Source organism: Microbacterium limosum, assembly GCF_036324365.1.
Lineage (GTDB): Bacteria > Actinomycetota > Actinomycetes > Actinomycetales > Microbacteriaceae > Microbacterium > Microbacterium limosum.
This window is the reverse complement of the sequence record NZ_CP137080.1, coordinates 2597741-2623935: the sequence shown is the minus strand read 5'-3', so window position 1 is coordinate 2623935 and position 26195 is coordinate 2597741. Positions and strand designations below refer to the sequence as shown.

Sequence of the window (26195 nt, the reverse complement as noted above, 5' to 3'; positions counted from 1 at the left end):
GCTACGCTGGCTCGGTGTCAGAGGATCCCGAGCCGCAGCTGCCCGTGGGCGTCGGACCCTGGCCGGGTGGGCCGGGAGACTGGCCCGAGGACCCTCGCTACGACCGTCAGCTGCTGGCCGAGGGCGACCGGCGCAACGTCGTCGACGGCTACCGGTACTGGACGCTCGAGGCGATCGTCGCCGACCTCGATACGCGCCGCCACCGCTTCCACGTGGCGATCGAGAACTGGCAGCACGACTCCAACATCGGCGCCGTCGTCCGCAGCGCCAACGCCTTCCTCGCCGCCGAGGTCCACATCATCGGACGCCGTCGGTGGAACCGCCGCGGCGCCATGGTGACCGATCGCTACCAGCACGTGCGCCACCACGAGGATGTCGCGTCCTTCGCCGCGTGGGCCGCGGAGGCCGCCCTCCCGATCCTCGCGATCGACAACGTCGCCGGCTCGGTGCCCGTCGACCGCGCCGATCTGCCCGAGCGGTGCGTCCTGCTCTTCGGGCAGGAGGGACCGGGCCTGTCGACCGAGGCGCTCGCCGCGGCATCCGGGATCGTCGAGATCACCCAGTACGGCTCGACGCGCTCGATCAACGCGAGCGCGGCCGCCGCCGTCGTCATGTACGAATGGTGCCGCCGCCACGCGTGAGGCGTCAGTGGACGCCGACGCGCTGCCACTGCGTGCCGCGCACGCGCCAGCCGAGGGTGAGCAGCCGGGCGCACATGTAGACGCCGAAGAACGCGACCGCGAGCCACGCGAGCCCCGCGGCGCCGGAGGCGCCCGTCCACGCCAGGATGCCGAGGGCCGGCAGAAAGGGGACGAGATTCGCTCCCCCCGCGATCGCCAGGTACTTCGCGTCGCCGGCGCCGATGAGCACGCCGTCGAGCACGAAGACGACCCCGCACACGGGCTGGGCGATGGCGAGCACGACGAGTGCGGGCAGGACCAGGGCCGCGAGGCGCTCGTCGCCGGTGAACAGCAGCCCGATCCAGGGAGAGCCGAGCCCGACGAGCGCCCCGACGAGCACGCCGAACCACGCGCCCCACGCGAGGGTGCGCCGCAGCACCCGCCGCACCTGCGGGACGTCGCCCTCGCCGAGGCCCTTGCCCACGAGGGCCTGCGCGGCGATCGCCAGTGCATCGAGCGCGAAGGCGGCCGTCGAGAAGATCGTGAACGCCACCTGCCAGCCCGCGAGCTCCTCGGGTCCCATCCCGGTGGCGACCCCGACGGTGAGCAGGAGCGCGAGGCGCAGGCTGACGGTGCGAAGGAACAGCCATCCCCCGGAGCGGGCCGACCCGCGCACGCCCTCCCGCTGCGGCCGGACGGCGGCGGTGTGCCGTCGCGCCAGCCTGCCGACGACGATGACGTAGGCGGCGACCATTCCCCACTGGGCGATGACGGTGCCGATCGCGGAACCCGCGATCCCCCAGCCGAGGCCGTAGATGAGCGCCCAGTTCAGCAGCGCATTGGCGGCGAATCCGAGGCCGGCGATCCAGAGGGGAGTGACCGTGTCCTGCAGCCCGCGCAGCAATCCCGTCGCGGCGAAGACGATGAGCATCGCGGGCAGCCCGCCCATCGAGAGCCCGAGGTAGGTCTCGGCCTGTTCTGCGACGTCGGGGCCGGGGCCGAACGCGGCCACCATCGCGGGGGTGGTGAGCCAGCCCAGCAGCGCGAGCACGGCGCCGGCGCCGAGCGCGAGCCACATCCCGTCGATGCCCACCGAGACCGCCCGGCTCGGGTCACCCGCACCGAACCGGCGCGCCACGGCGGGGGTCGTCGAGTAGGCCAGGAAGATCATGAGCCCGACGATCGTCTGCAGCACGGCAGCGGCGATGCCGAGCCCCGCCAGCGGGACGACGCCGAGGTGCCCCACGAGGGCGGCGTCGACGATGAGGAAGAGCGGCTCCGCGACCAGCGCGCCGAGCGCCGGCACGGCGAGGCGCAGGATGTCGCGGTTCAGTCGCCGCCCCTCGCCCGCCACCGTCACGCCTCGAGCCTACGAGGCGCAGCGCAGGGACGGTTCTCCCCAGCCGACGGCGCGGCGGGGTCTCCACGGTCGGCGGGGGCGAGCGGGACCGCCGTGTCCGGAACGGCGGAAGCTGGCCCGATGACCGACACCGATCCTCGTCTCGACCGCTCGCGCATCCTCGCCCTCGACACCGACCTCGAGGAGGTGATCGGGCTGCTGCTCGGACGCGCGATCAACCCGCGGCAGCTGTGGCTGCTCTTCCTCGACCACGACGACCGCCTCGCCGACCCGATCATGCCGTGCGACGACTACCCGGCCCGGCCGTCCGATCGCCCGTCCGCGGCCGACCCCCGGGAAGGCGATGCGGCGCACGTGCTGGCGCATCGCCTGGCGTATATCTGCGAGGCGGTCGGCGCCCGCCGGGCGGTGCTCGTGTGGGAGCGCAGGGGACCCCGCCGATTCGGCGCGAACGAGCGGCTGTGGGCGGCTGCCATGGCGAGGGCGTGCGCGAGCGCCCGGGTCGACCTGCGCGCCCAGTACGTGCTGCACGACCGCGGCATCCGCGCGATCACTCCGGACGACTACGCCGAGCCCGAGAGAGCGCGCTGAGGGCGGGTTCCCCTTGCACGTTCGAGTCCCGACCACCTCCCGTGGGAGTACTCCCGAACGGCTGCGCCTATCCTGGACGACATGACCGACGCGCTTCGCTCCGGTCTCGCGCTCGATGATCTGAGCCCCGAGATCCGACCCCAGGACGACCTCTACCGCTATGTGAACGGAAACTGGATCGAGCGGACCGAGATCCCCGACGACAAGGCTCGGTGGGGATCGTTCCACCTCCTCGCCGAGCAGGCCGAGGGCCACGTGCGCGAGATCGTGCAGGAGTCGCAGTCGGCGGAGCCGGGCACCGAGGCCCGCAAGATCGGCGATCTCTTCACGAGCTTCATGGACACCGAGCGGATCGCCGAGCTGGGCGTCTCCCCGATCGCCGCCCAGCTCGAGAGCGTCGACGAGGTCCGTGACATCGCCGGCTTCCTCACGCTCGCGGGCCGTCTCGAGCGGGAGGGCGTGGGCGGCCTCGTCGGCCTGTACGTCGAACCCGATCCCGGCGACCCGCAGCGATACGTCCCCTTCCTCATGCAGGGCGGTCTCTCCCTCCCGGACGAGAGCTATTACCGGCTCCCGAACTTCGCCGATCTGCGCATCGCATTCCGCGCCCACATCGAGACGATCCTGGGTCTCGCAGGCGTCGAGGATGCCGCGGCCGAGGCCGACCGCGTCGTGGCGATCGAGACGGAGCTCGCCGGCCACCACTGGGACAACGTGCGCAGTCGCGATGCCGTCGCGACGTACAACCTCCGCACGTGGGACGACCTCGTGTCGCTCGCGGGTGCGGACCTCTCCCCGTGGCGGAGCGCCGCCGCCCCCGATCACGAAGACGCGTTCGGCGAGGTCGTCGTCTCTCAGCCGAGCTTCATCGAGGGGCTGGGCTCCCTGCTCACGCCCGCGAAGCTGCCGGAATGGCGCGCGTGGCTGCGCTTCAAGATCGTCCACGCCGCCGCCGCGTTCCTCACCGACGAGATCGTGCAGGAGAACTTCTCCTTCTACGGCACGCAGCTGACCGGGGTCCCGGTCAACCGCGAGCGCTGGAAGCGCGGCGTCAGCCTCGCCGAGGCCGCGCTCGGTGAGGCGATCGGCAAGGTGTACGTCGAGCGTCATTTCCCGCTGGCGGCGAAAGAGGCGATGGACGACCTGGTCGCCAACCTCATCGAGGCCTACCGGGAGAGCATCCGGGATCTGCCCTGGATGACACCCGAGACACGGGAGCGCGCCCTGGACAAGCTCGCCAGGTTCACCCCGAAGATCGGCTATCCCGTGAAATGGCGGGACTACTCTGCTCTCGAGATCGACCCGGCCGACCTCGTCGGAAACGTGCGTCGCGCCCACGTCGCCGAGCACGACCGGCAGCTCGGCAAGGTCGGGTCGCCCATCGACCGCGACGAGTGGTACATGACGCCGCAGACCGTCAACGCCTACTACAACCCGCTCATGAACGAGATCGTGTTCCCCGCGGCGATCCTGCAGTACCCGTTCTTCGACGCCGGGCGGGATGCCGCGGCCAACTACGGCGGGATCGGCGCCGTGATCGGGCACGAGATCGGGCACGGGTTCGACGATCAGGGCAGCAGATTCGACGGCGACGGACGACTGCAGGACTGGTGGTCGGAGTCCGATCGCGCCGCGTTCGAGGAGCGTACGAAGAGCCTCATCGTGCAGTACGACGCGCTGTCGCCACGGGGTCTGCCCGACCACCACGTGAACGGAGCGCTCACCATCGGGGAGAACATCGGCGACCTCGGGGGACTGGGGATCGCGCTGAAGGCCTACGCGCTGTCTCTGAACGGCGCCGAGGCTCCCGTGGTGGACGGTCTCACCGGCATCCAGCGCCTCATCCTCTCGTGGGCGCAGGTGTGGCAGCAGAAGGGCCGCGACGCCGAGACGATCCGCTTGCTCACGATCGATCCGCACTCCCCGAACGAGTTCCGCTGCAACCAGATCGTCCGCAACATCGATGCCTTCTACGAGGCGTTCGACGTCACGGACGGTGACGAGCTCTGGCTCGCCGAGGACCAGCGCGTTACCATCTGGTGACTCCGCCCCATCCGGGTGCCGCGGGGGACGGCGCCCGGATGCCGCATCCCCCGCAGACCGAGCACGACAGTAGATCCGACACCCGTGAGGGAAGGAATCCGCTCGTGGGCACGCCTCCTGAGCCAACCCGGGACAGCACCGATTCGCGCGCGGCGCGCCATGGAGGGCGGCGGCGTCCTCGCAGGGAGGCCGCCTCCCGCCGGTCCTTCACGTCAACGCTGTCGGTGCTCGACGAGCTGGCCGCGACCGGGGCGCGCGTCTCGGTGCATGTCCGGGATCTCGATCGCGACTCGGTCGTGCTGGCGGGCGATGACCACGTGACCCAGCCGATAGGAGCGCTCGGGGTGGTGCCTCTGCTGATCGAAGTCGCCGCCCGCTTCGACGACGGATCGGTGGATCCTCTCGAGATCGTGGAGCGCGGGGATGCCGACGCCGCCGGCGCCTCCGGCCTCTGGCGTCACCTCGCCGCGCCCGCCCTGCCCCTGCGCGATGTCGCCGTCCTGGCGGCGTCCGCGGGCGACGCCCGGGCCGCGAACCTGCTGCTGGAGCGGGTGGGACTCGAGGCGGTGCACCGCAGGATCACGGAGATAGGGCTCGCCCGGGCCGCCGTGCTCGACCGCTTCCGCGACGAGCGCGGGCCGGATGATGCGCCCCACTTCGCGCTCGGCTCGGCGAAGGAGCTGGCGGAGGTCTTCGCCGCGCTCGTCAACACGACGCTCGTCAGCGCGGCGGTGAGCGCCCAGGTGGCGGAGTGGCTCTGCCTCAACCACGATCTCTCGCTCGTCGCGGCCGCGACAGGGCTCGATCCGTTCGCGCACGACGACGACGACCACGGACTGCTGTTCATCAACAAGACCGGCAGAGACCGCGGCGTCCGTGCCGAGGCGGGGGTGCTGGCGGGACCTCGCGCGGGCGTCGCCTATGCGCTCGTGGTGTGCTTCGACGATCTGTCGATCATGCATCGGCTGCGCGCGCACGAAGCGTTCCGCACGCTCGGGGTCGACCTGATGGAGTACGTGTTCTGACGGGAGGCGATGCGCCGCGGTCAGTCCTGCGCAGTGATCTCATCGACGAGATCCAGGCCCCGGCGCGCCCAGGCGATCTCGCTGCGAGCGCGCTCGACGAGGCCCTCGTAGGCGAACCGCTTCCACGCGATGGTCTCGGCGTGCCCCTCTGCGGGGGTGGCCTCCAGTCGCCGCACGAGCATGGGGTTCGAGAGATGCTCGATGTGGGTGAGCTCGCCCTCCCACTGCTCCAGCTCGCCCTCCCACTGGACGATGTGCGCCCGCAGGAAGGCGCGGGCGGCATCCGCGGTCGTCGTCTCGAGGTACGCCGCGCGAAGGTGGGCGGGGTCGCGGACGCGCTGGTAGTCGAGCGGAGTGCGCATCCACTCCAGGAACGCCTCATGTCCCGCCGGCGTGACGTGGTAGACGCGGCGCGTGCCGCGCTCGCCGCGCGGCTGCTCCTCGCCTTCGATCAAGCCCTCCGCCTGCATCTTGCGCAGTTCGGGGTAGATCTGGGAGTCGGGGGCGTGCCAGACGTGGCCCACCGACTGCGTGAATTGCTTCTGCAGGTCGTAGCCGGACAGCGGTCCCACCCGAAGCAGCGCGAGAAGCGCGTATCGCAGGCTCATCCGGTTCCCCTCGTCACGATCAGGGTGAGGCTATCAATGGTTCGAGGGGGCCCGAGCAGAAGCTCGGGCCCCCTCGGGTCTCACGGTGGGCTCAGTCCTTGTAGCCCGTGCGCCAGCCGCCCTGGTACGTCGCGCGGGCAACGGTCGAGTACGGCACGGGGCTCACGACGGCGCGGACCTCGGTCTGCTCGTGCGGCTCGACGGAGGCCTTCTTGGAGCCGCCGTTCGGCTCACCCCACACGACCTTGAGCTCGGTGCCCTCGGGGACGTTCGGGTCGAGGGTCGCCAGCGACAGGCCGCGGCGCTCGTTCGCCGAGTAACCGGTGAACATCGAGTAGCCCACGACGGTGCCATCGGCATCCACGACGGCGTCGTAGTTGGCCGAGCCGTAGTTGGCCAGCGGCAGGTCGAAGAACTTGTAGTGGGGGCCGTCGACGTTCAGCAGCGACGTCCACACCTTGCCGAGGTCCTCGGCGTCCCAGGCGAGGGTGACCTTCTTGCGCTGGGCGGCGGGGTCCATCTTCTCGAGCGCGTCGCGGCCGATGAAGTCGTGGTCGAACTTCACGAACGAGCCGTAGCCGAGCTCCCACGGGGTGAGGTAGTAGTCCTCGATGTTGTCGGAGACGAACGAGCCGGCGAGCGTGCCGGTGGCCTCGTAGCTGTCGGCCGGCAGCCACTCGCGGTAGGCCTGCTCCTCGGCGCCGGTGTAGATGGCGGGCAGCGGCGAGGGGATCCAGCCGGACTCCAGCGTGTTCGACGGGTACGCGCGCGATCCGACGGGCAGCAGCCCGAACTCGGCGCCGGCCTCGACGATCAGGTCGCGGATCTTGTGGTGGTCCGCGTACGGGCCCCAGATCTCCAGCCCGGGTGCGCCGGCCATGCCGTGACGCAGCGTGCGGACGTTCATGCCGCCGATCTTCATCTCCGACATGTTGAAGAAGCCGAGCTTCTCGAGCGGTCCGCCGTTGAGCTTCTCGATGACGGCCCAGGCGTTGGGGCCCTGGATCTGGAAGCGGTAGTACTTGCGCGCGACCGCGTCGCCGTAGGGGCGCGAGGGCGAGCGGCGGTCGACGACGACCTCCAGGTTGGAGTATCCGCCGGTCTCGCCGTGGAACATCAGCCAGTTCGACGCGGGCGCGCGGCCGACGTAGACGTACTCGTCCTCGGCCTCGCGGAAGAGGATGCCGTCGCCGATGACGTGGCCCGAGGCCGTGGTCGGGACGTACTGCTTGGCCTTGTTGACCGCGAAGTTCGCGACCGAGTTGATGGCCGTGTCCGAGATCAGCTTGATGGCGTCGGAGCCCTTGAGGAACACGTTGTCCATGTGGTGCGACTGGTCGTAGAGCACGGCGGTGTCGCGCCAGGCCTTCTGCTCCTTGATCCAGTTCTGGAAGTCGGCGGGGACGACCGGGTAGATGTAGGAGCCGATCTGCGAGTTGCGAAGCAGCTCGACCGGGCTTCCGGCCTGATCGATGACTTCCTGAAGATTCTTGGGTGCCACGATGAACCTCTCTTTGTTGTGGATGGTGTCAGAAGACGATGGTGTGGTTGCCGTGTCGGATGACGCGGTCTTCGGCGTGCCACTGGACGGCGCGGGAGAGCACGGCGCGCTCGACGTACGCTCCGCGGGCCTGAAGGTCCGCGGCGGTCATCGAGTGGTCGACCCTCGCGACGTCCTGCTCGATGATGGGCCCCTCGTCGAGGTCCTTCGTCACGTAGTGGCTGGTCGCGCCGATCAGCTTGACGCCCCGCTCCTTGGCCTTCTTGTAGGGGCCGGCGCCGATGAAGGCGGGCAGGAACGAGTGGTGGATGTTGATGACGGGCACCTCGACGGCGTCGAGGAAGTCCTCGGAGATGATCTGCATGTAGCGGGCCAGGACGACGAAGTCGACGTTGCCCTTCAGCAGTTCGAGGATCCGCGCCTCGGCCTCGCTCTTGTCGGGCCCCTGCGAGGGGACGTGGAAGAACGGTATGCCGAAGGAGCGGACATCGTCGGCGACGTTGGTGTGGTTGCTGATCACCATGGGGATCGTCACGGGAAGCTCGCCGCGGCGGTGGCGCCACAGCAGCTCCAGCAGGCAGTGATCCGACGTGGACGCGAGGATCGCCATCCGCTTCGGCACGGACTGGTCGGTGAGCTTCCACTCCAGGCCCAGCCCGCCGACGGTCTCGGCGAGGTCGGCCTCGATCTCGGGCATCGCGGCGGCGAGGTTGGGGCGGTGGAACACGACGCGTTGGAAGAACGCGCCGCCGTCGGCGTTGTCGGAGTACTGATCCAACGCCACGATGTTGCCCTTGTTGCGGCTCACCAGCGCGGAGACCGCCGCGACGATCCCGGGCTGGTCCGGGCCGTGGACGATCAGGCAGGCGTGGTCGCGCAGCGCTTCGTTGTGCACGGTCATGGAGGGCTCCTTAGGACTGGGATGCGGAGTACTGCCGCACCCATTCCGACGTCGCGAGCAGGCCACCGAACGTGTAGAAGTGCAGCTTGACGTCTCCGGATGCCGGATCCTGCGCCAGCAGCGCGGAGAGGTCGGACACGAACTTATCGGGTCCGGCGGTGCCCATGAGGTTGGTCAGGGAGAAGCCGTACTTCTTCACGATCATCGCGTTCGCGCCCACGCCGAAGCGCCGTGCGAAGTTGATCAGGCGCTTGATGCCGGCCGGTCCCGGAGTGCCGATGCGGATCTGGGATTCGATCCCGCGGGAGCGCACGCCGTCGATCCACGCCATCACCGGGTCGGTGTCGAAGGCGAACTGGGTGAGGATGACGGCATCCAGGCCCTGCTCCTTCAGCGCGGCGGACTTGTCCTCCAAGTGGCGCCACAGCACGTCGGTCTTGATGTCGGGGTGGCCCTCGGGGTACCCGGCGATCGAGACCTCCTTGACCCCGTACTTCTGCAGCAGGCCCGTCTGGATGACCGACAGCGAGTCGGGGTAGGGGCCCTCGGGCTCGGCGGGGTCGCCGCCGACGGAGAAGACGTGCTCGGTCGCGCCGACCTCCTGCAGGCGGCCGAGGAACTCCTCGAGCTGGTCCTGCGACGACAGGCGCCGGGCCGAGATGTGCGGGACGGGGATGAATCCCATGTCCTTCACGGCCTTGGATGCCGACACGCGCATGTCGAGATCCTCGTTCCCGAGGAACGTGACGTTGATCTTCGTGCCGGCGGGGATCGAGTGCGCCGCCTCCTCGAGGCCGGGCACATCCTTTCCGGTCATCTCGAGCGAGAAGTCGCTCACCAGCTTCAGGGCTGCCGCGGGATCCGCGGCGGGGGTGTTTCGAGACACTGATCGGGGTCCTTTCCGCTCTCAGTCGGAGCGCTTCGTCGCGTCTCCCGAGAGGCACTTTACCTATGCGCATAGGGATTGTCCATAGGCATATCGAGAGGGGGATCGTTCTGGCTGCGTCACACGGAACATGTGCACGGCGAACCCCTCGGCGGTAGGGCCAACGTTCTACTAACTCATGACGCGGCCCTTCGGGCTGCGGCAAGACGACGCTGCTCAAGTGCATCGCCGGTCTGCTGGCGCCCACCTCGGGAACCGTCGAGCTCGACGGGGAACGGGTGTCCGCGCCGCCGCCGAACATGGCGCTGGTCTTTCAGGAGTACGGCCGTTCCCTCTATCCCTGGCTGACGGTCCGGGGAATGTGGAGCTGCCGCTCAAGCACAAGCGCCACAGCCGCGCCGACCGCGACAGGCTCATCGACGACGCGCTGACCGCCGTCGGTCTCGAGCACGCCGGCGGCAGCTACCCATGGCAGCTCTCGGGCGGCATGCAGCAGCGCGTGGCCATCGCCCGCGCCGTCGCATATCAGCCCGAGGTGCTGATCATGGACGAGCCCTTCGCCGCGGTGGACGCTCAGACCCGCGCGGATCTCGAGGACCTCGTGCGCACCCTCCACCGCGAGCGGGGCATGTCGATCCTCTTCGTCACGCACGACATCGACGAGTCCGTGTATCTCGGAGAGCGCGTGGTCGTGCTGTCGAAGTCGCCGACCTGGGTGCAGGAGGACCTGGCCATCGATCTGCCCGACGCGCGCGACCAGATCACCACCCGGGCGCTGCCCCGTTTCACCGAGCTGCGCACGCACGTCTACGAGCAGATCCAGCGCGCCAAGCGCGGTGAGGCGGTCCGTCCGGTGTCGGCCGCGTGAACCCCCCGCAGGTGATGCCGGGCGTCGATCCCGGCGGGGTCGTGGCGGTCAGGGACGGCACCGCGCTGCCGCGCAAGCCGCGCCAGTTGCTGCTGGCGCTCTTCGGCGAGTACGTGTGCGACCGGTACTTCGAGCCGCTGCGCGCGGCGGTGCTTCTGACCGTCCTGGAGGACGCCGGCGTCGCGGGCCCCGCCGTGCGCACCAACCTCGACCGGATGGTGGACAGCGGGTTGATCGAGCGGCGGCGTCTCGGCCGGGAGATCGGCTTCGTGCTGACGGCGCACGGCATCGAGGTGCTGCGGGAGGCATCCCGGCGCGTGAACAGCCCGACCCCCTTCGCGCCGTCGGGTGCGGGGTGGACGCTCGTGACGTTCACGGTTCCCGAGGAGCAGCGGACGCTGCGGCACCGGCTCCGGGCGGCGCTGACCTGGTCGGGTTTCGCTCCGCTGCGCGACGGGCTGTGGATCGCGCCCGGCGAGGTCGATCTGGCCGGCGCGCTGGCCGCGATCATCCCCGACCTGCCCGCAGGGTCCGTGACGGCGTTCGCGGCCCAGGAGCTCCCGGGCTTCCCGATGGTCGACGCCGTGCGCACCGCGTGGGACATCGACGCGATCCGCGGCGCTCACCACGAGTTCCTCGCCAGGTGGGAGAGCTTCTCGCCTCCCGACGAGCGGGGAGCCCTGGCGGCGCGGATGCTGCTCGTGGCCGACTGGCTCGCGCTGCTGCGGCTCGACCCCGCGCTGCCGCGCGAGTACATGGACGCCCAGTGGCCCGCCGCCCGCCGGGTCGCCCGTCAGAGGCCGGCCGCGAGGGCGTCGCTCTCGAGCTGCTGGAGTTCGCGCGTCTTCTCGAGCATCCGCCTCAGCAGCGTGTTCAGCGCGTCGATGTCGTCGGCGGACAGATCGGCCAGGATGATCTCCTGGCCGCGCAGGGAGATGGGGAGCATCGCGTCGTGCATGCGCGCCCCCTCGGGGGTGAGATACATGGGACGAGAGCCCCGGGGGCCGTCGAAGAGGATGACGAGCCCGCGGTCGACGAGGGTGTTGACGCTCTTGGAGACGACGGCCTTGTTCACGCCGATGAAGTCGGAGACGTCGGTCGCGGCGGATCCCGGCTTCATCGCGAGGACGGAGATCACCCGCCAGTCGTTGGTGCCGAGACCGAATCGTCGTCGCAGCTCGTGGGACTCGCGCCAGACGAGGGCGTTCGAGAGCAGGGCCAGCAGGCGGGGCGTGAAGTTCTCGGGGTCGATCGAATCGGTGATCGGCTCGGTGACGGCGTTCGAGGCGGCTGCGGCCGCCTCCCGGGCGGCATCGCGTGCCCTCTTCTTCGCCATGCGGTTCCTCTCGACCCTCGTCGATCCCACGGTCACGGTGCCTTCGGTATGCATGAGTCTCCCAGAAAGGACGGGATCCGGCCCCGCATTTGGGGGCCGGATCCCGTCGTATCGATGTTCGCGCGTGGTGTTAGTGGGCCATGTTTGCGAGGGCTTGGGGGTCGATGGTGGCGATGGAGCGGGTGTCTTGGAAGGCGCGGATGCCTTCGATTCCTTGTTCGCGGCCGTAGCCGGATTGCTTCATGCCGCCGAAGGGGGCGCGGAGGTCGAGGCGGGTGGCGCCGTGGTCGTTGATCCAGACGTATCCGCAGATCAGTTGGGAGCCGACGCGGTGGGCGGTGTCGGGGTCGGCGGTCCAGACCGATCCGCACAGTCCGCCCCAGGTGTCGTTGGCGAGGCGGATGGCTTCGTCTTCGGTGTCGAAGGGGATGATGGGGATGACGGGTCCGAATTGTTCCTGGGTGACCACGCGCAGGCCCGGGTCGGGGTCGATGACGATCGCGGGGCGGAGGAAGTTGCCGCCGGCGAGGTCTCCGGTGGGGAGGGTGCCGTATTCGCGGACGTCGGCGCCGGCGTCTTTGGCTTCTTGGATGATCTCTTCCACGAATGCTTTCTGCGCGCCCTGGTGGAGGGGTCCCATGGTGGTGGCCTGGTCCAGGCCGTGTCCGAGGACGACGTTTTTCAGGCGGTTTTCCAGGCCGGTGACGAGTTCGTCCAGGCGGGAGCGGTGCACGAAGACGCGTTTGGCGTTCATGCAGATCTGTCCGGTGCTGTCGTAGATCGCGGCGTAGAGGCGGTCCAGGTGGGTGTCATCGAGGATCGCGTCTTCCAGGAACACCGCCGCGTCGTTGCCGCCCAGTTCCAGGGTGACGCGGGTGAGGGAGCGGGCGGCCATCTCGGCGATGCGCTTGCCGCCGCCGACGGACCCGGTGAAGCAGACCTTCGCGATGTCGGTGTTCTGGATCAGGCCGGACATGTTCTCGTCCTTGCCGGTGACGATGTTCAGCACCCCGGCGGGCAGTTTCTCCGCCACCCGCTGCACCAGCCGGGTGGTCGCCAGCGGCGCCGAGGGCGGCGGCTTGACGATCGCGGTGTTCCCCGCCAGCAGCGCGTGGGGCAGCGCCGCTCCCAGGATCGCGATGGGCCAGTTGAACGGCACGATGATCGTCACCGCACCCAACGGCTGGTAGGACACCTCGGTGGAGACGGGGATGTGTCCGGGGACCACCGGCAGCGTCTTGGACGCCTCGACCTCGTCGGCGAGCATCAACGCGAGGTTCCACCGGATCTCGAACACCAGCGCGTCCACCCACGCCTCCAACCGCACCTTCCCGTTCTCCAACGACAAGATCTCCGCGTCCGCGTCCCGGTCATCCCCGATCCCCGCGATCGCGTCGGCCATCAACCCGGCCCGCTCCGCCGCCGACAACCCCGACCACGCCGGGAACGCCGCGTTCGCCGCCGCGACCGCGTCCGCGACATCCCCCGCCGACGCCGACGCGGCCTCACCGACCACCACACCCGGCCTCGCCGGATCCACCACACTCAACACCTCACCGGTATGACGCTCCACGCCCCCGATGAACAACCCCGTCCGCACACCCGCGGAAATCTGTGTATCGGTCATCTCGACTACGCACCTCTCTGTGTCTGTCGTCGCCCGGAAGGACCGGGCCTTCACCTCCGCGCTCAGGCCGCGAGGAGGCAGCCGGATCCATTGGTGGTCGGCTCAACGAGTTTATAAGCATTCCTGTTTACTTGTAAATGAGTTCGTGCTAGCGTCACTCGCGTCGCCGCCGGAGCAGGCGGGGACGAGCAAGCGAAGTCGACGACGACGACGTGCGCACAGCGCCCGCGACGCCGTCTTCCGTGTCATCGATGAGGAGACATGATGAGCCCCGCACCCGAGCGTGCCACCACCGATCGACCCAGCGTCGAGCAGCTCGAAGAGCTCGCCTACGAGTTGCGCGCCAAGCTGCTGCACCTGTGCGGCACGTACGAGGGAGCCGTCCACATCGGCGGCGATCTTTCCTCGGCCGACATCCTGACCGCGCTCTTCCACTACGGCCTCGAGGTCGATCCCACCGACATCGCCAACCCGACGCGCGACCGCTTCGTCCTGAGCAAGGGCCACGCGGCCGTCTGCATGTACATCGCGATGGCGATGCGCGGATTCTTCTCCTACGACGGGATCGTCGAGACCTACGGTCAGCTCGACAGCGCGTACGGCATGCACCCGTGCAAGGTGCAGCTGCCGGGCGTCGAGTGCTCCACCGGCTCGCTCGGGCACGGGCTGCCGCTCGCCGTCGGCATGGCATTGAGCGCCCGCGGCCGGGGGGAGACGCATCGCGTCGTGACCCTGATGGGCGACGGCGAGACGGGCGAGGGGTCGGTCTGGGAGGCCGCCCTGGCGGGCAGCTCCAACAAGCTGGGAAACCTCGTCGCCGTCATCGACCGCAATCGCCAGCTCATGACGAGCTTCGACGAGGAGCGGGTGACGCTGGAGCCCTACGCGGACAAGTGGGCCGCCTTCGGCTGGAACGTCGTGCACATCGACGGCCATGACATGGCTGCTCTGGTCGCCGCGATCGATGACCTGCCGGCCACCGACAGCGACAAGCCGACCGTGATCGTCGCCGAGACGATCAAGGGCAAGGGCGTCGACTTCATGGAGCACAACCTCGCCTGGCATGCCGGCTCGCTCGGCGCCGCCGACCTCGAACGAGCACTCAAGGCCCTCGAGGCCACCCGTGAGAAGGAGTCCGTCTGATGCCCGTTACCTTCACCTTCGGTGACTTCCTCGGCGCGCGGTCCGTCATCGGCGCGACCTTGGCCGAGCTCGGTCAGGAACACGACAACCTGTGGGTTCTGACGCCCGACATCGGCGCCACCCTGGTCGAGTTCCGCGACACGTACCCCGAGCGCTTCCTCGACGTCGGCCTCTCCGAGCAGGCGTGCGTCGGCATCGCGGCCGGCCTCGCGTACGACGGCAACATCCCCGTCGTCTCCGGGATGCTCCCCTTCCTCTCCATGAGGGCCCTCGAGCAGGTGCGCACCGATGTCTGCTACCCGAACCTGCCCGTCAAGATCATCGGCACCCACGGCGGGCTGGTGGGCAACGGCGGCTCCACGCACTACGCGGTCGAGGATCTCGCCCTCATGTGCGCGCTCACGAACATGACGGTCACCTCGATCGGCGATCCGCTCATGGTCGGGGAGATCATCCGGCAGTCGATGGCGATGAGCGGGCCGATCTACATCCGCCTCGCCGTCGGCAAGAAGGACAAGGTGCTCTACGAGCCGGGTCAGCACGAGGTGCGGATCGGCAAGGGCATCGTCGCCCGCGAGGGCACCGACGCGACCATCTTCACGCACGGCACGGTCGTGGCGCAGGCGCTCGACGCCGCCGAGGAGCTCGCGAAGGACGGCCGATCGATCCGCGTCGTGGACATGTTCACCCTGAAGCCCATCGACGAGGAGCTGATCGTCCGATCGGCGGCGGAGACCGGAGGACGCTTCGTCGTGCTCGAGGATCACCTGGCCTACGGAGGCCTCGCATCGCGCATCGCGGACGTGGTCGCCGACCGCGGCATCCGTCTCGAGGCGTTCGAACGGCTCGGCATCCCGCAGGTGTACGCGGGCTTCGGCGAGGATGAGCAGCTGCGCGACAAGCACGGCTACGGACTGGCCGACACCGTCGCCGCGCTGCGGCGGGTCATCGCCGCCTAAACCTGCGCATCAGCGCTCAACGGAGAGACGAATGAGAACAGTAGCCGTCACCAAGATCGGCAGTCTCCGGGACCCCGACGAGGGTGCCCGCGGACGCATCGGGGTCGTGGACTTCCCCGATCAGCCGCTCGGTCCCGAGGACGTGCGCATCCGCGTCGCCTACGCGGCGATCTGCGGATCGGACCCGCATCTGGCCGAGGGATTCTTCGGCACCGACGTGCCGATCGGGCTCGGCCACGAGCTGTCGGGCGTCGTCGAGGCGCTCGGTGAGCGCGCGGTCCGCAACGGACTGCGCGTGGGGGATCGCGTCGCGGGGAACTTCCTGCGCTTCTGCGGCACCTGCCGTCCCTGTCAGGACGGGCGCCAGCAGTTCTGCGAGAACATCCAGGAGTACAACCGTCCCGGGATGGCCGAGACGGTCACGTGGCACGAGTCGCAGGTGTATCGCCTGCCCGATGAGGTGTCGCTGCTGAAGGGCTGCCTCCTGGAACCGACGTCGGTCGCGGTCCGCATCGCCGACAAGACCCGCATCCGGGTCGGCGACCGCGTCGCCGTGTGCGGGGGCGGCCCGATCGGACAGCTCGCCTTGCAGGTCATGCGGATGTACGGGGCGACGAGCCTGACGATGATCGAGCCGATCGCCGAGCGCCGGGAGATGGCGCTCAGGCACGGCGCGCAGCACGTGATCGACCCCGTGTCGGAGAACCAGTTCGCGCGGGCCGACGAGATCACCGACGGGCGCGGATACGACGTCGTGATCGACGCATCGGGATCCGTGCGGGCCGTCAGGGGCCTGCTCGACATCGCGGCCAAGGGCGGCACAGTCGTCTACGGCGCGATGTACCCGCACGACTTCGAGATGCCGCTGGGGCTCTCCGACTACCTCTACCTGAAGGAGCTGACGCTGACCGGGGTGTTCGTGTCGCCCTACGCCTTCCCTCGGGCGCTCCAGATCCTCCCGCACCTCGAGGTCGACGAGCTGACGGCGGCGGTGTTCGACCTCGACGACGCCGTCGCGGCGTTCGAGGCGCACATGAGCGGGCGACACCCCAAGGTGATCATCCGCTGCAACGACGTCGAGTCCGCGGCGGGGGAGGGAACGCCGTGAGCGGCCCGTCGACGTCCGCCGCGACGGATGCCGCAGCCCTCGAGCCGACCCCGGCGCTGGAGGCGCGCGACATCGTCAAGCGCTTCGACGGCGTCCACGCCCTCAGCAGGGCGCGTCTGTCGGTGCGGGCGGGCGAGATCCACGCGCTGCTCGGGGAGAACGGTGCCGGCAAGTCCACCCTCATCAAGGTCGTCACGGGTCTGTACGACCCCGACGAGGGCGCCCTTCTCCGGGATGGCGAGCAGGTGGAGTTCGCCAACGTCCGGGAGGCCAATCGCGCCGGAATCGTCGCGCTCTACCAGGAGCTGTCGATCATCCCCTCGCTGAGCGTCGCGGAGAACATCCTCCTCGGCGACCAGACGCCCCGGAGCGGGGGCATCGTGCGGTGGCGAGCGCTGCGGCAGCGCGCGAAGGCCCAGCTCGAGCGGATCCGCCAGCGGATCCCCCTCGGCAAGCTCGCCGGCGAGCTCTCGCCCGTGCAGCAGACGATGGTGGCCTTCGCCCGGGCACTCGCGACCGACGCGAAGGTGCTGATCCTCGATGAGCCGACCGCGTCGCTGACCGACGTCGAGATCGTCGAGCTCTTCTCCGTCCTTCGTCGCCTGCGCGACGAGGGCGTCGCGATCGTCTATGTCTCGCACCGCCTCGAGGAGGTCTTCGAGCTGTGCGATCGCCTGACGATCATGCGCAACGGCGAGACCATCGTCACCAAGCAGGTCGCGGACTCCCACATCGACGAGGTCATCTCCACGATGGTGGGTCGTGCGAGCGGCGAGCTCTACCCCGACCGCACGACGGCGACGACCGACGTCGCGCTCGTCGTCGAGGGCCTGCAGGGCCGGAAGGTGACGGATGTCTCGTTCGTCGCCCACCGCGGAGAGGTGCTCGGCATCGGAGGGCTCGCGGGGGCGGGCCGCAGCGAGCTTCTGCGCATCCTCTCGGGCGCGCAGAAGCACAAGGCCGGCACGATCGTGGTCGACGGGGTGACGCTGCCGCACTCTCCCGGCGTCGGCAGGGCGCTCCAGGCCGGCGTCGCGCTCGTGCCCGAGGAGCGGCGCACGCAGGGCGTCGTGCTCGGCATGACGATCCGCGACAACATCGCGCTGGCCAACATCCCCTCCGTCAGCGCTGCGGGCGTCGTCTCGGGCGCCAAGATCTCCGACATCGTCCGCAAGGGCATGTCCGATCTTCAGATCAAGGCGCGCAGCGCGGGACAGTACGTCGGCGAGCTCTCGGGCGGCAACCAGCAGAAGGTGGTGCTCGCCAAGATGCTCGCCCGCAACCCGCGCGTGCTGCTGCTCGACGAGCCCACCCGCGGGATCGATGTCGGCACGAAGGCCGAGATCTACCGCCTCATCAGGCAGCTCGTCGCTCAGGGGACGACGGTGATCGCCGTCAGCTCCGAGCTGCCCGAGCTCATGGGAATGAGCGACCGGATCCTCATCATGCACGAGGGTCGCATATCCGGAGAGGTCCGCGCGGAAGACGCGGACGAAGAGCTGTTGCTGTCCTACTGCTATGGAAAGGCCGACCGATGACCACCACACGTAACCCCGGGCTGGAGGATGCCGCAGAGCTGCGGTCGGGGCCGAAGAGCTCCGTCGGGCAGCGCCTGCTCTCGGGCGGCACGGTGCTCGCGCTGGTGCTGCTCATCATCTTCTTCTTCGCCATGCGCCCGGACGTGTTCCTCACGTTCACCAACGTGCGCAACATCCTCTACCAGGTGGCGATCCTCGCCATCATCGCGGGGGCGCAGACGATCGTCATGGTGGTCGGCGACTTCGACCTGTCGGTGGCGGCGACGTCCGCGCTCGCCGGCGCGGTGGCCGCATCGCTGATGCTCGCCGGGATGCCGGTGGCCCTCGCCATCCTCATCGCCATCATCGTCGGCACCCTGATCGGGCTCGCGAACGGCCTGCTCGTGGCCTATCTCAATCTGTCCGCGTTCGTCGCGACGCTTGCGACGCTGACATCCGTCACGGGCCTGGCGTTCCTCGTCACCAACGGCACGACGCTGTTCAACCTGCCGGCGGAGTTCAACGTGCTCGGACAGGGGAGATTCCTCGAGGTGCCGCTGCCCGTGTTCATCGCCGTGGCCATCTCGGTGATCCTCTGGTTCGTGCTGCGGTACACCACGGTGGGCCGCCGCTGGTACGCCACGGGCGGCAACGCCGAGGTGTCGCGACTGTCGGGCGTGAACGTGAGGATGTCGCGGCTGACCGCCTTCACGGTCGCCGGTGCCGTCGCGGCCATCGGCGGCATCCTGCTCGCCGCGCGCCTGGGAAGCGCGAGCGCGGTCCAGGGCGAGGACAACCTGCTCTTCTCCGTCGCGGCCGTCTTCCTCGGCATGACGGTGGTCCGCTCCGGCGCGGCCAACATCGTCGGCACGATGGTGGGCGTCGCGATCATCGGGGTGATGAGCAACGGGCTCAACATCCTCGGCGTCAACGCCTACGTCCAGCAGGTGGTCACGGGCCTCATCATCATCGCGGCCGTCACCCTCTCGTCGTTCAAGAACCGGGAGAGGTAGTCACCCGATACCTCCTCCCTCCGGGCGCGGCCTGCCGTACCCGGGCACCAGGAAAACACGCAACTGCAACAAAGGAGTAGACAAGTGCGTACATCATTCAAGGCGCTGGTGGCCGCGGCCGCCGTCGCGACGCTCGCTCTGACCGGATGCTCGACCGGCTCCGCCGATGGCGGGGGCGGAGGCGAGGACGGCGACCCGTTCAAGGTCATCGCCTTCACCTCGGGAAACCAGACCCCCGTCGGCGCATGGTGGGTCAAGGCGGTGGAGGAGCAGGCCGAGGAGCTCGGCTGGGACCTCACGATGATCCAGGGTGACTTCGACTTCCAGAAGATGAACCCCGCGGTGGAGAGCGCGATCGGACAGGGCGCGGATGCGATCTTCGACGGCTACACCGACGTCGCCTCGATCGGATCCATCGTCACGGCGGCCAAGGACGCCGGCATTCCGATCTTCGCGATCGACTCGGGCACCGAGGCCAACGATGCGTTCGCGATCAACATCACCGCCAATCAGGAGATGATCGTCGACCAGACCGTGGGTGCGCTCGACGAGGCGCTCGGCGGCCTCGATGGCAAGAACATCATGGTGATCGGGCACGACCCCCACCCCGGCATCCGCATGCGCGCGGGGCTCGCCGAGGAGGCTCTGAAGGAGGCCGGCGCGACGATCGCGGGCGGCTCGATCCAGAAGGTCGCCTCTCCGGCGACGGGTCGCACGGAGGCGCTCGCGCTCGTGCAGGACTACCTCGCGGCGAACCCCGGCGGCCTCGACGGAGTCTGGGTCGGCTGGGATGACGCCGCCCTCGGCGCCGCGCAGGCTATCACCGAGGCGGGAGCCGATGCGAAGGTCACCGGCGTCGACGCGGTGAGCGAGGCGATCGCGGGTGTGAAGGCCGGGGGCGCGATGCTCGCCACCGTCGAGCAGCCGTGGCCGATGATCCTCGACACGGTCATGGACCACATCGTGGCCTACCAGGAGAGCGGCACGCTGCCCGACACCACCTTCGAGATGGCCGACACGACGCTCGTGACGATCGACAACGCCGACGCGATCACCCCGTCCGACCAGCTGGGCTGACGCCCGCACTACCGGGGGAGGCGGTGAGCTCCGCCTCCCCCGGTCCTCACACCCGTCCCCGCGTCGCGCATCGTGACGCAGAAGGAGAATCATGCGTTTGCAGGACAAGGTCGCCCTCATCACGGGCGGCGCAAGCGGAATCGGTCTCGCGACCGTCGAGAAGTTCGTCGCGGAGGGGGCGAAGGTGGTCGTCGCCGACGTCAACGCGGAGCGCGCGGCGACCGTCGCCGATCGGCTGAACGCGGACACGCCGGACAGCGCGACGTCGTTCGGAGTGGACGTGTCGGTCTTCGCCGAGGTCGAAGCCGCCGTCCAGCACGCCGTCGACGTGTTCGGCCGGCTCGACGTCATCTTCAACAACGCGGGCATCGCGGGCGGCAAGCCGCTTCTCGAGCACGACCCCGCCGTCGACTACGAGCCGATGATCCGGATCGATCAGGACGGCGTGTACTACGGCATCCTCGCCGCGGGACGGCAGTTCCGTGCACAGGGCGGCGGTGGTGTGATCATCAGCACCTCCTCCATCTACGGCGAGCAGGCCGCGGAGCTGTCGTTCACGTACAGCGCGGCGAAGGCGGCCGTGATCTCGTTCACCCGGTCGGCGGCGTACGAGCTCGCGCAGTACGGCACGCGCGCCGTGGCGATCACTCCGGGCCGCGTCGGCACCGCCATCATCAACCAGTTCTCGGACGAGCTGAAGGCCACCTTCGCTTCCGAGCAGCTGCGCGGCACGATGACGGAGCCCGAGGAGATCGCCAACGTCGTGGCCTTCCTCGCCTCGGACGAGGCGAACGTCATCAACGGCACCGTCGTGCACGTGGACGACGGCTACTCGGTCTTCAAGCAGCGGCTCGACCTGCCGACGTTCTGAGGCGGTGCAGCGATGACGACCGACCATGACGCCGGGGCGCTGGATGTGGCATGCCACCTCAACGTGCTCCTGGCCGATGCCTTCTCGGATCTCGTCCCCGCGGCGCTGAGCGCCGTGGTGGCCGCGGGCTACCGCCGCGTCGTGCTCCCTCCGCTGGATCCGGACGCGACGGACACTGCCCACCTGCGCGACGTGCTCGCGGCGCACGACGTGTCGCCGATCACGATCGCCGGGCAGGCTCCGGGGGCCGATGTGTCCTCCGCAGATCCGCAGGAGCGCGCCGCGGGGGCGGCGATGCTGCGGGCGGCCCTGGACCTGACGGTCGCCCTGCGCGGCGACCAGATGAACGGCGTCCCGTACGGGCTCTTCGGGCGCCCCGCGGGCGTGACCGACCCGGCGGCGATCGAGCGGGCTGCCGTCGAGGTGGGCCGGGTGGCCGACGAGGCGGCCGACCGGGGCGTCATGATGACGTTCGAGGTGCTCAACCGCTACGAGACCTCGGTCGTCAACACGGCGGCGCAGGCGATGGAGTTCGTCGCTCTCTCGGGCTCCGAAAACCTGCGCATCCACCTCGACACCTTCCACATGGCGGTGGAGGAGGCGGACCTGGCCGGCGCGATCACGATGGCGGCGCCCAAGCTAGGCCACCTCGAACTCGGCCAGTCGGGGCGCGGCATGCTCTCGACGGGCGCCGTGGATCTCGAGGCCCTCGTCCGCCACGCGTTCGACATCGGATGGAGCGGCCGGTTCGGCGTCGAGGCGTTCTCACGGTCGGTGCTCTCGCCGTTCGCGAGCGACATGCTCGCGATCTGGCGCTCGCCGTACCTCGACGGCGTCGGGCTGGCGCAGGACGCGATGCGCGTCATCCGCCGCGGGTTCGCCTCGAGCGTCGAGGGTCGGCGGGCCGCCCGTCTGTCCCGCGTCGGGGGGTAGCGCGGGGCGCTTCGTCAGTGTCCCCCTGCTTGGGGGGAGGGGGTCGACCGGGGCGAGGATCGAATCGGCCGGCAACCTCCTCTCCTCCGCATCCGTCCTCGCCCGGGGAGAGGGCGATGCCGGGCAGAGGACCGAATCGGCCCGCAACCTCCTCTCCCCGGCATCCATCCTCGCCCGAGGAGAGGAAGCCCCGTCCCGCCCGGCTCCGCGGCTGGACGCGGTCACCACGAACTGCCAGATTCGCCTGCGAACGTGAATGCTGCAGACCCACATCGACGAGAGGAACAACGATGTCGACCGTCACAGAACCGACCACCGCACTGATCGACCCGGAGGTTTTCGCGGGTCGCGTCCACATCGACGGCGAATGGGTGCCCGGCGGAGGGGGCGAGATCGCCTCCGTCGAGCCCGCCACCGGTGAGACCCTCGCCATGGTCGGCATGGCGAGCCCCGAGGACGTCGCCCGCGCCGCCGAGGGCGCGGCTCGCGCGCAACGGGAATGGGCCGCGATGCCCCACCCCGCCCGGGCGGCCGTGCTCCGCAAGGCCGCCCAGCTGTGGGAGGCTCACGCCGAGGAGATCATGGGGTGGAACGTGCGCGAGGTCGGGGCGATCCCGCCGCTGGCCGGGTTCGCCCTGCACGTCACTGCCGCAGAGTGCTACGAGGCCTCGGCATTGCCGTCTGCGCCGCTGGGGTCGATCCTCTCGAGCGAGGAGCCCCGCCTCTCGCTCGCGCAGCAGATCCCCGTCGGCGTCGTCGGGGTCATCTCGCCGTTCAACGTGCCGCTCATCCTCGGCATCCGCGCCGTCGCACCCGCCCTCGCGCTCGGCAACGCCGTGCTGCTCAAGCCCGACCCGCGCACGGTCATCACCGGCGGCGTCAGCATGGTGCGCATCTTCGAGGAGGCGGGGCTGCCGGCAGGCGTTCTGCAGCTGGTTCCCGGGGGCGCCGACGTCGGCGAGGCGATGGTCGCCGACCCCCGCGTGCGGGTGGTCGCGTTCACCGGCTCCACGCGGGCCGGACGCGCCGTGGGTGAACTCGCCGGCCGTCACCTCACCCGTGCGCACCTCGAACTCGGCGGCAACTCGGCGTTCATCGTGCGACACGATGCGGACGTCGACAAGGCGGTCAACCTCGCCACGTGGGGCGCGTTCCTCCACCAGGGTCAGATCTGCATGACCGTGGGCCGGCACATCGTCCACGAGTCGATCTTCGACCAGTACGTGGAGAAGCTCGCGGCGAAGGCCGACTCGATGCACGTCGGCGACCCCGCCGCGGGCCAGGTGCACCTCGGTCCGCTCATCGACGAGGTGCAGCGCGATCGCGTCCACACCCTCGTGCAGGACGCCGTCGCCCAGGGTGCGACGCTGGCCGCGGGTGGAACCTACGAGAACCTCTTCTACCGTCCGACGGTACTCGCGAACCCGCCGAAGGATGCCGCGGCGTACTGCGACGAGGTGTTCGGTCCCGTGGCATCCGTCGTGTCGTTCGCGACGGACGACGAGGCCGTCGCCCTCGCCGCCGACACGGACTACGGGCTCTCGCTCGGCATCGTCACGGCGGACGCGCTGGCGGGCTACGAGCTCGCCACGCGCATCCCCTCGGGAATCGTGCATGTCAACGACCAGACCGTCAACGACGAGGCGAACGCCCCGTTCGGCGGGGTCGGCGCGTCGGGAACCGGCTCGCGTCACGGGGGCGCGCAGGCGAACATCGACGCCTTCACCGAGACCCGCTGGATCACGATGCGGCGCGAGCCCGGCCAGTACCCGCTGTAAGCGTCCTGCGGACCTTTTGCACCCGCCCCGGGGGATCTCGTCCCCCGGGGCGGGTGATCGTGCGTCACCGCAGGTCGCGCCGCTGACCTCCGCGATCGCGCTCCAGTCCGCGTCCTTCAGCTGCGGATCGGCCAACGCTCGCTCGAACACGCTCACGAGCGCCGGCATCGGCTGGAGCCGTCCGTGACGACCGGGATCGTGCTCTTCGGGGGCCGGGCGAAGGACCTCCCGTACCCGGGTTCGACGACCGGGTCCACCATCAACGGAGGGGTGACGGGCCTGGTCAACACCCTGACCCTCGAACTCGCCCCCATCCGCGTCAACGTGGCGGTGAACCTCTACGTCGACCGGGGCACGGGCGTCATCTGATCACCGCACGCGGTGCGGGCGCCCGGCATCCTGGACTCGCTCAGCCGGCGAAGCGCGCACGCAGATCGGCTTTGCGGACCTTTCCGGACGCAGTGCGGGGGAGCTCGTCGACGACGACGACGTTCTTCGGCAGCTTGTAGCGGGCGAGCCGGCCGTCTAGGTGCGCGCGGACCGCCTCGGTGTCGGTGGTCGTTCCCGCCGAGAGCGTCAGGATGGCCCAGGGCACCTCGCCCCATCTGTCGTCGGGGACGCCGATGACGGCGACGCCCGTGACCCCCGGCAGGTTCTCCACCTCGGCGGGATAGATGTTCTCGCCGCCGGAGATGATCATGTCCTTGAGGCGGTCGGCGATGAAGAGGTAGCCGTCCTTGTCGACGTAGCCCAGGTCTCCCGACCTGAACCACCCGTCGTCGGTGAAGGCGGCGGTGGTCGCGTCCGGCAGGTTCAGGTAGCCGGCGAAGACGTTGGGCCCGCGAAGCTGGACCTCGCCGAGCTCCCCGGGCGGCAGCTCCTGCCCGGACTCGTCGGCGACCCGCACGTCGAGGAAGAACTGCGGCAGCCCCACGCTGCCCTGTTTCGCGCGGGACATCTCGGGCGGCAGGCTCGTCCCGCCGGGAGAGGTCTCCGTCATCCCGTAGCCCTGGGAGAAGGAGAGCCCCCGCTCCTCGTACGCGTTGAGGATCCGGGTCGGAACCGCGGAGCCTCCGCACGTGAGCTTCTGCAACGAGGAGAGGTCGGTCTCCGCCCAGGCGGGGTGATCGGCCAGCATCTGATACGTCGTCGGCACGCCGCTGAGCATCGTGACCCGGTGCTTCTCGATGAGCGCGAGCGCGCGCGCCGGGTCGAAGCCCTTCTCGAGGACGATCGTGCCGCCCTTCAGCAGCACCGGCAGGGCCCCCATGCCGAGGGACGCGACATGGAACAGGGGGGAGATGAGCAGGGCGATGTCGGAGGAGACGACGTCGTAGTCGACGATGCAGTTCAGCGACACGAACGTGAGGTTCTGGTGCGTGAGCATCGCGCCCTTGGGCCGGCCCGTCGTGCCCGACGTGTAGATGATCGCCGCCGGATCCTCGGGGAGCATCCGCTCGGCGGCCGGCAGCGGGGCGGCGCCGGACACGAGCGCCGACAGCGCGGTCGGCTCCTCGCCCGTCCGGATGACCTCCGGCATGTCGTCCTCGCTCAGCACCGATGCGAGCACCCCATCGAACTCCGGGTCGTGGACGAGCAGGCGCGCCGCGCTGTCGCGGAGCACGTGGGCGATCTCGGGGGGCGCGAGCCGGGTGTTGACCGGCACGAAGACGGCACCGCGCTGCACGATCCCGAACAGCACGGCGAGGAACTCGGGGCTGTTCTCCCCGAGGTACGCGACCCGGTCGCCCCGCCCGATGCCCCGCGCGGCGAGCAGCCCCGCGACCCGGTCGACCCGGTCGGCCATCTCCCGGTAGGTCCACCGACCGCCGTCGAAGATCAGGGCGGGCTTGTCCGGCGACCTCAGCCGTCGCCGTGCGAGCCACCCGCCAACGCCGAGTTCGTTCATGTCCGCACTCCTTCGTGGGATGTCCAGGTCTGCGACGCCCTCGGGAACGGGCGCCGCAGCGGGGTGGGTCAGGCGTAGAAGCGCTGCAGACTCCGCGCCACGACGGCGGGCTTGCTCCCGCCCTCGATCTCGATCGTCGCGTCGACGACCATCTGGATGCCGCCGCCGGCCTCGGTGACCTCCACGACGGTGGCGGTCAGGCGGATGCGGGAGCCGGCGGGGACGGGGGAGACGAAGCGCACCTTGTCGAGTCCGTAGTTGACCTTGGTCGTCGCGCCCTCCACGTCGAGCAGTTCCACCCACAGCGGGATGAACAGCGACAGCGTCAGGAAGCCGTGGGCGATCGGCGCTCCGAAGGGCCCCTCCTTCGCGCGCTCGGGGTCGACGTGGATCCACTGGTGGTCGTCGGTGGCGTCGGCGAACGTGTTGATGCGGTCCTGCGTGATCTCGAACCAGTCGGTGTAGCCGAGGTCGGTTCCGACGAGGGTCTGCAGATCGGCGAAGGCGACGGTGGTGGTCAT

23 protein-coding genes and 2 pseudogenes are annotated in these 26195 nt (G+C 69.6%); 16 read left to right on the top strand and 9 right to left on the bottom strand.

The features are described 5' to 3' along the window. Positions 1–14: 14 nt before the first annotated feature. Positions 15–641 (top strand): TrmH family RNA methyltransferase, encoded by a 627-nt coding sequence (locus RYJ27_RS12615; RefSeq protein ID WP_330170642.1) that lies wholly within the window; start codon positions 15–17, stop codon positions 639–641. Between the two features lie 4 nt (positions 642–645). Here the strand turns inward: RYJ27_RS12615 and RYJ27_RS12610 are convergent, their stop codons facing one another. Then, positions 646–1980, bottom strand: a complete 1335-nt coding sequence (locus RYJ27_RS12610) for an MATE family efflux transporter (protein ID WP_330170641.1) — start codon at positions 1978–1980, stop codon at positions 646–648. Positions 1981–2100: 120 nt separating this feature from the next. Between RYJ27_RS12610 and RYJ27_RS12605 the strand changes: the two genes are divergently transcribed. The 3 genes from RYJ27_RS12605 to RYJ27_RS12595 all read left to right on the top strand — a co-directional run bounded on the left by RYJ27_RS12605 (position 2101) and on the right by RYJ27_RS12595 (position 5639). Beyond that, positions 2101–2571, top strand: coding sequence for a hypothetical protein (locus RYJ27_RS12605; protein ID WP_330170640.1), 471 nt, complete (start codon positions 2101–2103; stop codon positions 2569–2571). 81 nt (positions 2572–2652) lie between these two features. Next, positions 2653–4614, top strand: a complete 1962-nt coding sequence (locus tag RYJ27_RS12600; protein WP_330170639.1) for a M13 family metallopeptidase — start codon at positions 2653–2655, stop codon at positions 4612–4614. 224 nt (positions 4615–4838) lie between these two features. Then, a complete protein-coding gene (locus RYJ27_RS12595) occupies positions 4839–5639 on the top strand; it encodes a serine hydrolase (protein ID WP_330170638.1) in 801 nt (266 codons plus the stop codon). Between the two features lie 20 nt (positions 5640–5659). Here the strand turns inward: RYJ27_RS12595 and RYJ27_RS12590 are convergent, their stop codons facing one another. From RYJ27_RS12590 to RYJ27_RS12575, 4 genes are all read right to left on the bottom strand, one after another. Then, a complete protein-coding gene (locus tag RYJ27_RS12590; protein ID WP_330170637.1) occupies positions 5660–6247 on the bottom strand; it encodes a PadR family transcriptional regulator in 588 nt (195 codons plus the stop codon). Positions 6248–6338: 91 nt separating this feature from the next. Next, the gene (gene ligM / locus RYJ27_RS12585; protein WP_330170636.1) at positions 6339–7748 is read right to left on the bottom strand and encodes a vanillate/3-O-methylgallate O-demethylase; all 1410 of its coding nucleotides are present in this window, start codon (positions 7746–7748) and stop codon (positions 6339–6341) included. A 28-nt stretch (positions 7749–7776) separates the two neighbouring features. After that, on the bottom strand, positions 7777–8649 hold the full coding sequence (gene purU, locus RYJ27_RS12580) for a formyltetrahydrofolate deformylase (protein ID WP_330170635.1): 873 nt from the start codon (positions 8647–8649) through the stop codon (positions 7777–7779). 10 nt (positions 8650–8659) lie between these two features. Next, positions 8660–9535 (bottom strand): methylenetetrahydrofolate reductase, encoded by an 876-nt coding sequence (locus tag RYJ27_RS12575; protein ID WP_330170634.1) that lies wholly within the window; start codon positions 9533–9535, stop codon positions 8660–8662. Between the two features lie 185 nt (positions 9536–9720). Here RYJ27_RS12575 and RYJ27_RS12570 point away from each other — a divergent pair. Both RYJ27_RS12570 and RYJ27_RS12565 read left to right on the top strand, forming a co-directional pair. Continuing rightward, positions 9721–10403: pseudogene (locus tag RYJ27_RS12570) on the top strand (ABC transporter ATP-binding protein); the annotation flags it as partial. A gap of 14 nt (positions 10404–10417) precedes the next feature. After that, positions 10418–11125: pseudogene (locus RYJ27_RS12565) on the top strand (PaaX family transcriptional regulator); the annotation flags it as partial. 71 nt (positions 11126–11196) lie between these two features. Here RYJ27_RS12565 and RYJ27_RS12560 read toward each other — a convergent pair. Further along, positions 11197–11739: a MarR family winged helix-turn-helix transcriptional regulator gene (locus RYJ27_RS12560; RefSeq protein ID WP_330170633.1), complete on the bottom strand. Its 543-nt coding sequence runs from the start codon at positions 11737–11739 to the stop codon at positions 11197–11199. Between the two features lie 130 nt (positions 11740–11869). Beyond that, positions 11870–13366: an aldehyde dehydrogenase family protein gene (locus RYJ27_RS12555; protein WP_330170632.1), complete on the bottom strand. Its 1497-nt coding sequence runs from the start codon at positions 13364–13366 to the stop codon at positions 11870–11872. Between the two features lie 261 nt (positions 13367–13627). Between RYJ27_RS12555 and RYJ27_RS12550 the strand changes: the two genes are divergently transcribed. The 10 genes from RYJ27_RS12550 to RYJ27_RS12505 all read left to right on the top strand — a co-directional run bounded on the left by RYJ27_RS12550 (position 13628) and on the right by RYJ27_RS12505 (position 24134). Continuing rightward, positions 13628–14509: a transketolase gene (locus RYJ27_RS12550; RefSeq protein ID WP_330170631.1), complete on the top strand. Its 882-nt coding sequence runs from the start codon at positions 13628–13630 to the stop codon at positions 14507–14509. Continuing rightward, the gene (locus RYJ27_RS12545) at positions 14509–15468 is read left to right on the top strand and encodes a transketolase family protein (RefSeq protein WP_330170630.1); all 960 of its coding nucleotides are present in this window, start codon (positions 14509–14511) and stop codon (positions 15466–15468) included. The genes RYJ27_RS12550 and RYJ27_RS12545 overlap by 1 nt, the downstream gene beginning before the upstream one ends. Before the next feature lie 31 nt (positions 15469–15499). After that, positions 15500–16576: a zinc-dependent alcohol dehydrogenase gene (locus RYJ27_RS12540; protein WP_330170629.1), complete on the top strand. Its 1077-nt coding sequence runs from the start codon at positions 15500–15502 to the stop codon at positions 16574–16576. Further along, the gene (locus tag RYJ27_RS12535) at positions 16573–18114 is read left to right on the top strand and encodes a sugar ABC transporter ATP-binding protein (protein WP_330170628.1); all 1542 of its coding nucleotides are present in this window, start codon (positions 16573–16575) and stop codon (positions 18112–18114) included. Before RYJ27_RS12540 ends, RYJ27_RS12535 begins: the two co-directional genes overlap by 4 nt. Next, entirely contained in the window at positions 18111–19106 is a 996-nt protein-coding gene (locus RYJ27_RS12530) for an ABC transporter permease (protein WP_330170627.1), read from the top strand. The genes RYJ27_RS12535 and RYJ27_RS12530 overlap by 4 nt, the downstream gene beginning before the upstream one ends. 84 nt (positions 19107–19190) lie before the next feature. After that, positions 19191–20183, top strand: coding sequence for a sugar ABC transporter substrate-binding protein (locus RYJ27_RS12525; protein ID WP_330170626.1), 993 nt, complete (start codon positions 19191–19193; stop codon positions 20181–20183). A 91-nt stretch (positions 20184–20274) separates the two neighbouring features. After that, on the top strand, positions 20275–21054 hold the full coding sequence (locus RYJ27_RS12520; RefSeq protein ID WP_330170625.1) for an SDR family NAD(P)-dependent oxidoreductase: 780 nt from the start codon (positions 20275–20277) through the stop codon (positions 21052–21054). 12 nt (positions 21055–21066) lie between these two features. Then, a complete protein-coding gene (locus tag RYJ27_RS12515; protein ID WP_330170624.1) occupies positions 21067–21987 on the top strand; it encodes a sugar phosphate isomerase/epimerase family protein in 921 nt (306 codons plus the stop codon). A 290-nt stretch (positions 21988–22277) separates the two neighbouring features. Further along, complete coding sequence (locus RYJ27_RS12510) at positions 22278–23765, top strand: benzaldehyde dehydrogenase (RefSeq protein WP_330170623.1); 1488 nt, start codon at positions 22278–22280, stop codon at positions 23763–23765. A 183-nt stretch (positions 23766–23948) separates the two neighbouring features. After that, positions 23949–24134 carry a Rossmann-fold NAD(P)-binding domain-containing protein gene (locus RYJ27_RS12505; protein WP_330170622.1) on the top strand — a complete coding sequence of 62 codons (186 nt, stop codon included), beginning with the start codon at positions 23949–23951 and terminating at the stop codon, positions 24132–24134. 40 nt (positions 24135–24174) lie between these two features. Here RYJ27_RS12505 and RYJ27_RS12500 read toward each other — a convergent pair whose 3' ends face one another. Together RYJ27_RS12500 and RYJ27_RS12495 are read right to left on the bottom strand one after the other, a co-directional pair. Beyond that, positions 24175–25674 carry an acyl-CoA synthetase gene (locus RYJ27_RS12500; RefSeq protein ID WP_330170621.1) on the bottom strand — a complete coding sequence of 500 codons (1500 nt, stop codon included), beginning with the start codon at positions 25672–25674 and terminating at the stop codon, positions 24175–24177. 68 nt (positions 25675–25742) lie between these two features. Beyond that, complete coding sequence (locus RYJ27_RS12495) at positions 25743–26195, bottom strand: MaoC family dehydratase (RefSeq protein WP_330170620.1); 453 nt, start codon at positions 26193–26195, stop codon at positions 25743–25745.